The 8,736-nt window shown below is 49.6% G+C and carries 6 protein-coding genes and 1 pseudogene; 3 read left to right on the plus strand and 4 right to left on the minus strand.

Features of this window, described 5'->3' with window-relative positions; all coding sequences use genetic code 11:
- Nucleotides 1-2,321: UvrD-helicase domain-containing protein (locus IT781_RS20990; RefSeq protein WP_228779333.1), on the minus strand; the 2,321-nt coding region annotated here is incomplete at its 3' end.
- Nucleotides 2,322-2,734: 413 nt separating this feature from the next.
- Between IT781_RS20990 and IT781_RS20995 the strand changes: the two genes are divergently transcribed.
- Nucleotides 2,735-3,973, plus strand: a complete 1,239-nt coding sequence (locus IT781_RS20995; RefSeq protein WP_194972127.1) for an aminotransferase class I/II-fold pyridoxal phosphate-dependent enzyme — start codon at nt 2,735-2,737, stop codon at nt 3,971-3,973.
- A gap of 77 nt (nt 3,974-4,050) precedes the next feature.
- Here the strand turns inward: IT781_RS20995 and IT781_RS21000 are convergent, their stop codons facing one another.
- Both IT781_RS21000 and IT781_RS21005 read right to left on the minus strand, forming a co-directional pair.
- The gene (locus IT781_RS21000) at nt 4,051-4,239 is read right to left on the minus strand and encodes a DUF6726 family protein (RefSeq protein WP_194972128.1); all 189 of its coding nucleotides are present in this window, start codon (nt 4,237-4,239) and stop codon (nt 4,051-4,053) included.
- A gap of 359 nt (nt 4,240-4,598) precedes the next feature.
- On the minus strand, nt 4,599-4,820 hold the full coding sequence (locus IT781_RS21005) for a hypothetical protein (RefSeq protein WP_194972129.1): 222 nt from the start codon (nt 4,818-4,820) through the stop codon (nt 4,599-4,601).
- A 372-nt stretch (nt 4,821-5,192) separates the two neighbouring features.
- Between IT781_RS21005 and IT781_RS21010 the strand changes: the two genes are divergently transcribed.
- On the plus strand, nt 5,193-6,506 hold the full coding sequence (locus tag IT781_RS21010; RefSeq protein WP_194972130.1) for a hypothetical protein: 1,314 nt from the start codon (nt 5,193-5,195) through the stop codon (nt 6,504-6,506).
- Nucleotides 6,507-7,606: 1,100 nt separating this feature from the next.
- Here IT781_RS21010 and IT781_RS21015 read toward each other — a convergent pair.
- Nucleotides 7,607-7,840 carry a hypothetical protein gene (locus tag IT781_RS21015; protein WP_194972131.1) on the minus strand — a complete coding sequence of 78 codons (234 nt, stop codon included), beginning with the start codon at nt 7,838-7,840 and terminating at the stop codon, nt 7,607-7,609.
- A 295-nt stretch (nt 7,841-8,135) separates the two neighbouring features.
- Here IT781_RS21015 and IT781_RS21020 point away from each other — a divergent pair.
- A pseudogene (locus IT781_RS21020) lies at nt 8,136-8,736 on the plus strand (right-handed parallel beta-helix repeat-containing protein); the annotation flags it as partial.

Raw genomic sequence — 8,736 nt, forward strand, 5'->3', positions numbered from 1 at the left:
CAACCTGGCTTTCCTGGCGCTATTGCTGAGGAGATATTGAACAAGCTCTTAGACGCATGAACCGTCATAAATTGCAGGTTTAACTGCGGATACTGGCGTTTCAGGCCGGACAGATCGGGCTGCCTGAAATGGAACCGGGCCAGAATCAGCACGCTGGCGCCTTCAGGCTGTTTCTGCGAGATGCTGGCCAGCGCCGCATTGAGGCCGACTGATTCGGTACTGGTTTTGATCAGCGAGACCGCCGGCCTGTTGACTTGCCTGTGGCTTTTGATCTGTTTTTTGATCTGGGCGGGATTCTGGCAGACAAACCGGGACGCGACCTCGCCTATTTTGTTATTGAAGCGAAAAGTCTTGTCGAGCACGCTCGTGGCTGTAAAGCCGAAGTGTTTTTCAAAATCCCTCGTGATCGATACGTCGCTGCCGGTAAAGCGATAAATGGCCTGCCAATCGTCACCGACGCAAAACAGGCTGTTGTCGGCATGCTGCGCGAGCAGCGCCTTGACCAGCCGGGCCCGGCTCGCCGAGATATCCTGAAACTCATCGACCAGCACATGCCGGTAAGGCGAACGGTACCGGCCGGATTCGACATAGCTGATGGCTTTGCCGATCATGTCGTCAAAATCGATGGTGCCATTGTCGTGCAGGTGCTGCTGGTAAGCCTGGTAAACCGGTTCAAACAGCAACACCGCCGCCAGCATGCGCTCCTTATCCTCATGCTGGTGCGCCAGACTGCTCAGGTCTTTGATGGACAGGAAAGCCGTCTTGAACAAGGCCAGCACTTTCGCGATCAGTTCGCTGAATCTGGATACTTCGCCGAATTCGCGCAACCGGCTCAGCAGTTGATCATCCGGCAGCGGCCTAAATCGAACGCCGGCCGCCAGCAATTGCGTTCTGAGCTCCTCGGTGAGTATGCCCTGGTGTTTTTGATAGCTGAACGTCTCGATCAGCCGCGTTTTATGCGCCTCATGCAATGCGCGCTTCCAGGCCATGCCTTCAAGGTATTTTTGCCGGTCGATGAACGGCGGGGTTTCGCCCTTTTCATTGATCGCGAAATGCTCGATATAAAGCCCGTACTCAGGCAGGTAAAAGTCGGGCTGGTAGGCTTTGAAATCCGGCCCGGCCGTATTGACCTGATAATTGGCTTCATACTCATAAGCGATGCCCTGCCGGTACAGGAAATTGGCGATTTCGCATTCCTCATAGCTCTTGACCAGTTCGCCCTGCAGCGTGCGAATTTCGTTCTCCAGGATATAGGCATGGTAGGCGCCTTCGGTTTTAAAGGCGAACTGGCTTTTATAGGGATAAGTAAAGCGCGTGAAGTAAGTGACCAGCCGGGATTTATAGCGCTGGTCGAGCAGAAACTGTCTGATCCGGTCATCGACAAACCGGGCTCTCAGCGCTTCGTCTTCAGCCATTTTGTCAATAGCCGGCACCGCGCCTTCGACTTCGGTAATGATCTGTTTGCCGAGGCTGTGGAAAGTCTTGACCGTCAATGTGCTGATACCCAGCCTGGCCTGAATGCGCTCCTCCATTTCCCTGGCGGCCTTGTTGGCATAGGCCAGCATCAGAATTTGACCGGGTGCCGCAAGCCCCGATTTTAAAAGATAACCCGCCCGGCCTACCAGGGTGCTGGTCTTGCCGGTGCCGGCGCCCGCCAGCACCAGGTTATGCTGCTCATCGGTCACGCAGGCTTTGCGTTGCCTGTCCGTCAACGGATTGCTTTCAATCCGGTCGAAATAATCCCGATATGTCCTGAGCTGGGTTCGGATGTAGCTGTCATTGATTTTTGCAATATGTTTGTAGCCCTTTTCCAGAAAGGGCCGAACCCGCTCGATCAACTGACGCTCTTCACTAGACAGGTAATGTGAAATATCCGAACGGCAAATGCCGTCACGCAAATGCTCATGGTTTTCCAGCCATTGCATGGCAGCAGGTTGCCGGATATAGCGCTGGCCATGAAATAAAGCCTGCGCTTGCTGACTGGCCTGCTTCAGATCGGGGATAATGGCCAGATAGAAACCTTTAATGTAGTTTTGGGTTCGCTGGTTCAATTCGACTTGGAGACTGCCTGCCTTTTTCTTTGAAATGCCGCCAAAGCGAATGATCTGGCCGTCTTCCAGATGAATTGCCAAGGCATCCCAGAAATAGCCTCGCTCAATCGCTATGCCGGGCGCGATTTTCAAGAACGGGATTGTGCGGATTTCATTGCCCGATAACACGATGCCCTGCCTGGCGACCGACAATGAACGGTAAGTCAAGGCGTGCGCGGCGAATGTCCTGGCTAAAAAGCCGGTTTGATAAGGTATGAGGTTATTATCCAAGCTTGATTTAAATATTAAAAAATTCAACTAATTACTATTATTTCATTGGATAGTCCTTATTAACAGTAATAGGTTGTCTTTATTCGATATAACCGGCTTCATTCAAAACACGGTTATTTCCTCAATCCAGAGTGATTGTTAAGTTTGAGTTAAGTTTCATGACTTAACCTTGCATCTGTCACAGTCCTCTTCCGGGCTGCCTATCACACTCCAAAATTTTAGTTCAGCCGAAGTTGACTGTGGCGCAATCTTAACAATCCGTTGATCTCAGGAAAAACCTGATGCTGCAGCAGATCAGCAAAGTTATCTTCATGCCCCTGCCTATGTTTGAAGTTTGTCACAAAAAAGCAAATTTACTATACCCTCAGACCGCAGGATCAGTAAAAATAATGCCCTTCAGTTAGGACTATGTAATGGCTATTAAATCAAGCTGGGTCACCGATTTTGACGAAATAATAACAGCAGGCGCTCATCATGGCCTGGCTCAACATACGACTGAAGACGCGTTTTACAATGGCAGGACTATCTGTCTGAACGGCAGGCATCTGGTCAATTTCGCGCTCTGCAGTTATTTGGGACTGGAACTGGATAAGCGGCTTAGACAAGGCACTATCGATGCCGTTATGCGCTTTGGCACTCAGTTTGCTGTTTCAAGGACCTATCTCTCCGCCACGCCTTATAAGGAACTGGAATCACTGCTGGAGCAACTGTTCGAAGGCCATGTGCTGGTCACGCCCACGACGACACTCGGCCATATAGCCGCCCTCCCCGTCCTCATTCAAAAAGGCGATGCGATCCTTATCGACCAGATGGCGCACAACAGTGTTCAAACGGCTGCGAAACTCGTGCAGGTGCAAGGCGTTCCGGTCGAAATCCTGCCCCACGGCAACCTGGAGTTCCTGGAAGAGCGCATTAGCACGCTGAGTTCTGAATACAACCATATCTGGTATCTGACAGACGGCATTTACAGCATGTTTGGCGATCTGGCCCCCGTGGGCGCCTTAGGCGCGCTGTTGCAGCGCTACGAGCAACTGCATCTGTACTTTGACGACGCGCATGGCATGAGTTGGACCGGCAAGCATGGCCGGGGGTACGTCCTCGATAAAATGCCCATTCAGGAACGCATGGTGGTCGCGACCTCTCTGTGCAAAGGATTTGCGGCCGGAGGCGGCGTGCTGATCTTTCCCACGGCCCAGATGCATCGCCAGGTTAAAAACTGCGGCGGCCCCATGATTTTCTCTGGCCCTATGCAGCCGCCCATGCTGGGCGCTGCGATTGCTTCGGCCCGCATCCATCTGTCGCCCGAAATCGAACGCCTGCAGAAGGAGATAAAAGATCGCATTTCGCTGTGCAACCTTCTGCTCAAGGAATACAATCTGCCTTTAGCGACTCCGTCTAAATCGCCCATTTTTTACATCAAACTGGGGCATCCTATTGCCGCCGGCTACATGGCCAAACGCCTGCAGGACGAGGGCTTTTACACGAACCATGCCGTTTATCCGGCCGTCTCGCATCGCAAATCGGGCATCCGATTTACGTTGACAAGCCATCTTGCTGCCGAAGATATTCACAGTTTTGTCAAGGCGGTCGCCCGCAATCTTCCGCTGGCGCAGGATAAAGAAACCATAAAGAGGTTGAGTCAGGAGTATTAACCCCGGTTATTAGGGCCAATACTCCTCCTGAAACTTGTGTTGAAATCAGTGCTGTCAAATACTGTTTCAGCTATGAATCAAATTGGAACATCATCAACAACTTCGGCCGCTTCATCGATCCCGTCATGCGCAGTGTTGCCCACAACCGGTACGATCGAAACCACGGCGGCGCCTAAACGCATCGGTACCGACACTATTTTAGTCAAAACACAGCCTTGCATAACACCCGCCATGGCCAACAATAATACGATGTTCTTTATACTCATTTTTAGTCTCCAATGATTTATTAATGATAGTTTTCCATTCTTGATTTTCAGCAAAGAAAAATAGTTCAGATTTGAATTCACTTAAATTTTAAGTAGATATGCTTGCGCAAGTCCTGTCAGTACAGCAGTTGTAAGTTGAAGGAAATTTATCAGCTGCGCAGTCTAATGTATTTTTGATGGTTCTGTTGCAATAATGTTTAGTCTGACGGTTTTAAACGTTATGGAGAGAAATTGACTAGCCAACTTTGGCCAGGCTGACTTCGAGGCAAAGGCTTCTGCATTTGTTTTAGATTCCTTCCCGAGTGCCTGTCTTTCAGTTTTTTGACAAAAAACAGGATAAAAATATGCCAGCGTTATCATCACCATCGCTCGTCAGCCCATTTTTTTATCCCGCCTTCCGCATCGTCCAGCAGCGCTTCAATGGAATCGTAGCCTCTTTTACCCTGCCAGATAGCTCCGCCCTCGTCAAATGCAAAAACGATGATTTTCATATCAACGATATACTCCAGGCTTAGTCCGCCGCCATTGTTAATCAGATCGGTAATATAAGGATATTTATAAGCATTTTTAATATAGCTCATGGCTATCGCTCCTTGTTGCACTGTTTTAGGAATTAACCTGAGACCATTGGCTTGTCATGTTTTGCATAGTCGGCTGCCGATATTTTTTTGCCGGCCGTCCGCTCCAGTTCTTCAAAACTGACCGGATAATGATACTGTGACTGGCTTTTTTGTATCTGGCGCGTTCACCTTTTTGGAGCGCATCGGCTACGGCTTGACGAAACGCTAACAGTTACACGATGTCGATAGAAGTAGATAACTTGATCATAGCAGCACCCTAGCAGCCACCTCGCTCCCGTTAATTGGGGGCTTTTTTTGCGGCCAACAGATAAGCTTGACTTAGTGCTGATATGGAATATCAAACAGCAAAAACACCGTAGGAAAGCATCGCCGATGCGCAGTTTTGCCTGCCTGATGATCTTATTTCTTGCACTCGCGACGGCGGTTGCAAATCCGCAAGAGGAGGCCAGAACCATGCCGGATTCCCGTGTACGAGAAGCTATCGAGCTGATGACCGGCTTTGCGGAAAGCACAGGGCCGAGCTGCGAACGCCCTCAGCGGCGCTACCTGTGGACGGACGCTTTCGCGGTTTGCAACTTTCTCGGCCTGTCGCGGGCGACCGGGGAAAAGCGCCACACGGAACAGGCTCTGCGCCTGGTTGACCGCGTGCATCACACGCTGGGACGACACCGTGCTGATGATTCGCGCGCGGGCTGGATCAGCGGATTAAACGAGCGCGCGGGGGAGGAACACCCGACCCGCGGCGGGCTTCGGATCGGCAAAGAGCTTCCCGAGCGCAGTCCCAATCAGTCCTTCGACGAGCGACTGGAGTGGGACCGCGACGGGCAGTACTTTCACTATCTGACCAAATGGATGCACGCGCTCGACCAATTGACGCGTTCAACGGGAAATCCGCAGTTTAATGCCTGGGCACAGGAACTCGCTGAAGCAGCGCACCATGCTTTCACTTACCTTCCCTCTGCAGGCGGTCCGCGACGGATGTATTGGAAGATGAGCATCGACCTGAAGCGCCCGCTCGTCTCCTCTATGGGCCAACATGATCCGCTGGACGCATATATCACATACATTCAGCTTCAATCCACTGCTGCCGGGCTCCCGCAAGCGGGCGACGGCCCCAGGCTCAACGATGAGATCCGGCAGGCTAAAGCCATGATTGCCGCGGATGATTTAAGAACAACCGATCCGCTCGGGATTGGCGGCCTGCTAATGGACGCCTACCGCCTGGAGCAATTGCTGCGGCAAGGCAGTATGGCGGACCTGCATCTTCTTGAAGCCATGCTCGAGGCATCGCTCAAAGGTTTGAAATATTACGCCGCGAGCGGCGAGCTGCAGCTACCGGCGGAACATCGGCTCGCCTTTCGCGAACTCGGCCTGGCGATCGGATTGCAAGCAGTGCGTCTGATGGGAGAAGCGGCCAGCCGCGATCCGATTCAGCCGCACACAGCCGATGGCGTGCGCTTACGGCTGCATAAACTCGTGCGCTTGCGATTGCGTGAACTGATGCAGTACGTGCCCTTTGGCGAAAGGATCGAGTCTTTCTGGCGCGATCCCGAACATAGGCAGTCCCTGGCCTGGTCCGAGCATCGCGATATCAATGAAGTGATGTTGGCGACCAGCCTGATGCCCGATGGATTCCTTGTCCTGCGGCCGCCCGGTTTAAGCAGCCTCGATCGCGGCGGCCAGTAAAAGGCAAAACTTGCGCCTTATCGCTTTGCCTTTTCGTCGTTTCTTAAGTGCATGCTGCTCAATATAAAATAAGCCACAATCCAACAATGGCGCCTTCTATGAAGATTAATTCGGTTGTTCTCAGAAACTGAATCCGGTACTCATCTGAACACCATCCTTAGCTTTATGAAAAATCGAAATTGGGATTGACTGAAGAAGTGAAGCTCAACTATCACTGCATATAAACCCGATACTTATGCAATAGCTCTTCTTTATGAATTCTTTGCAATGCTGGATCAGCTTATGAAATCCAACATAAATTCAGCACTAAGAGAGCACAGAAGCATAACGGCGTAACATTCGAAAAAAGGCTGATTAATTTTTTTTCTTTTGTATTTAGCGATCAGGAAACGGAGCAACACGGAGAATTGACGGTACATAAGCTGGCATTTTCAAACTACTAATCGTTTATTATGTCTAGCAATGATTACATTTTGATGACAGTTATGAGCCCACAGATAAAAAGTGCAACGGTAATTCCAATAACTTTTCTTGTTTTGTTTATGTCTTGAAGCCTTGATACAAAGGTTCGTAGCTAATCCGACACCCCATGCTGAATCCTAACGGCGCCGGCATGGTTCGTTTTTAAGATCAACCGGGCTCACTATATTTGTCAAAAAATTACATTGTTATCAAACTGTAACAAACTAACTGTAATATATAAATCGAAGGCTTTTGAAGTCGCCATGGATTGACTAAGCATTTGCTTTCAGACCTACTATTTAGCCCCGATCAGGGGCTTTTTTTATCTTGACTTGATTATGCCGATATAAGCAGCAATGGTTAATTGGGCAATTTTAAAAACTCTCACAATCAATGTTCTTGTGTGTTGGATTGTTCTTATTGGATCTTGTATTGCACTGGGTGACATCAATGTTATTGCATCGTTTGTAAATCAATCTTCTTTGCCAGATCGCCAGCAAAATTACTTGTTTTAGTCTACGGTCCCCGATTTTTTCTCCCTCCGATAGCAGTGGCAGGCACGAACCACGGCTTGATGGCGTCTTCGCCGCCGCGACCGGCCGAGGATATGCACGACCTTGGACGGAATACCGCCACAGTCATTTACAGGTATCGCCGGTGAGCCAGGCAAACGGCACTTGAGCCACTACGACTTGCTCGGTCATGTACTGTGCCAACCAATGGGGCTGAGCGGACTTGTTATCCAATTGATTACCCGCTACTGCATGGCTTGTCGGCCAAAGTGCCGGCCGACCTTGGCAAACCCGGCCTGGCCGGGCGCGAACTGTCTGGTCAGGATGTCCACCATGCATCTCGTCAATATACTGAAGCAAAGGACATTTCAATTATACAGGCAGCGTCAATATTCCTTAATTTGCAACTGTAAGATTAGCACTATTGCCGCGGAAAGTTTTCAGACAGCAATTTATCGTTCAATGTACGGTTGCGCACAGACCTCAGCAATATCCGCATTTTATCTTCTGATCGTACTCGGGCTCATCGCTAGGTACACATCAAGTTACATACTGATTTTAGTAGCCAAACCTAGACCACATGACAATGTGCAGTTAGACACTGTTTTTTCAGATTACATTGACCCAATGATATTTTTATATAGAGGAAACAATTATGAAAACAATTGGAAAAGTATCGAATACGGTAGCTGCAAAGCCATTGACGGTCATTGATATGAATATGATTGAGCTTGCCATTCTTAAGCTGATTCGGATTGTTATAGCAAAGAAACATCTATTGTCTGTTAAGGCAGGCTTATTGTTGCTTTGCCTGTTTTCCAGCCCAGCCCATGCACAGAATTATTACGTCTGCAATAATGGCTCAGACAGTAATACAGGTTTATCGATTTTTGAGCCATGGGCGACGTTTGATTTTGCCATGTCAAGATTCGGCGCCTTGAACGCCGGGGATAGTATTTTGCTTTGTAGGAACGGGACATTCACTTCATCCTTTCCCAGATTATTCAATCAACATTGTGCTTTAGATGCGCCATGTACCCTAGCTGACTATATACCGCCCAGAATAGCTCCTACATCCGCTCGATTACCTGTTATTAAAAGCAGTGGCGCCAATGGGGTATTGAATTTTCAGGATGGCGGCAATGCCGATCATGATGAAGGCTATGTCGTTAGAAATCTGTCGCTCAAGGGAAATGGTACTGGAAATGGTATTTTCCTGTTCAACGACGTGGACTATGTCACAATTGAGGGCGTTA

This window comes from Methylobacter sp. BlB1 (assembly GCF_015476545.1).
In the GTDB taxonomy this organism is placed as follows: domain Bacteria; phylum Pseudomonadota; class Gammaproteobacteria; order Methylococcales; family Methylomonadaceae; genus Methylobacter.

What these genes read in the sequence shown, in the direction of transcription:
- IT781_RS20995 (WP_194972127.1), top strand. Translation starts at nt 2,735, where the DNA reads ATGGCTATTAAATCAAGCTGGGTCACCGATTTTGACGAAATAATAACA.
- IT781_RS21000 (WP_194972128.1), bottom strand. Translation starts at nt 4,239, where the DNA reads ATGAGTATAAAGAACATCGTATTATTGTTGGCCATGGCGGGTGTTATG.
- IT781_RS21005 (WP_194972129.1), bottom strand. Translation starts at nt 4,820, where the DNA reads ATGAGCTATATTAAAAATGCTTATAAATATCCTTATATTACCGATCTG.
- IT781_RS21010 (WP_194972130.1), top strand. Translation starts at nt 5,193, where the DNA reads ATGCGCAGTTTTGCCTGCCTGATGATCTTATTTCTTGCACTCGCGACG.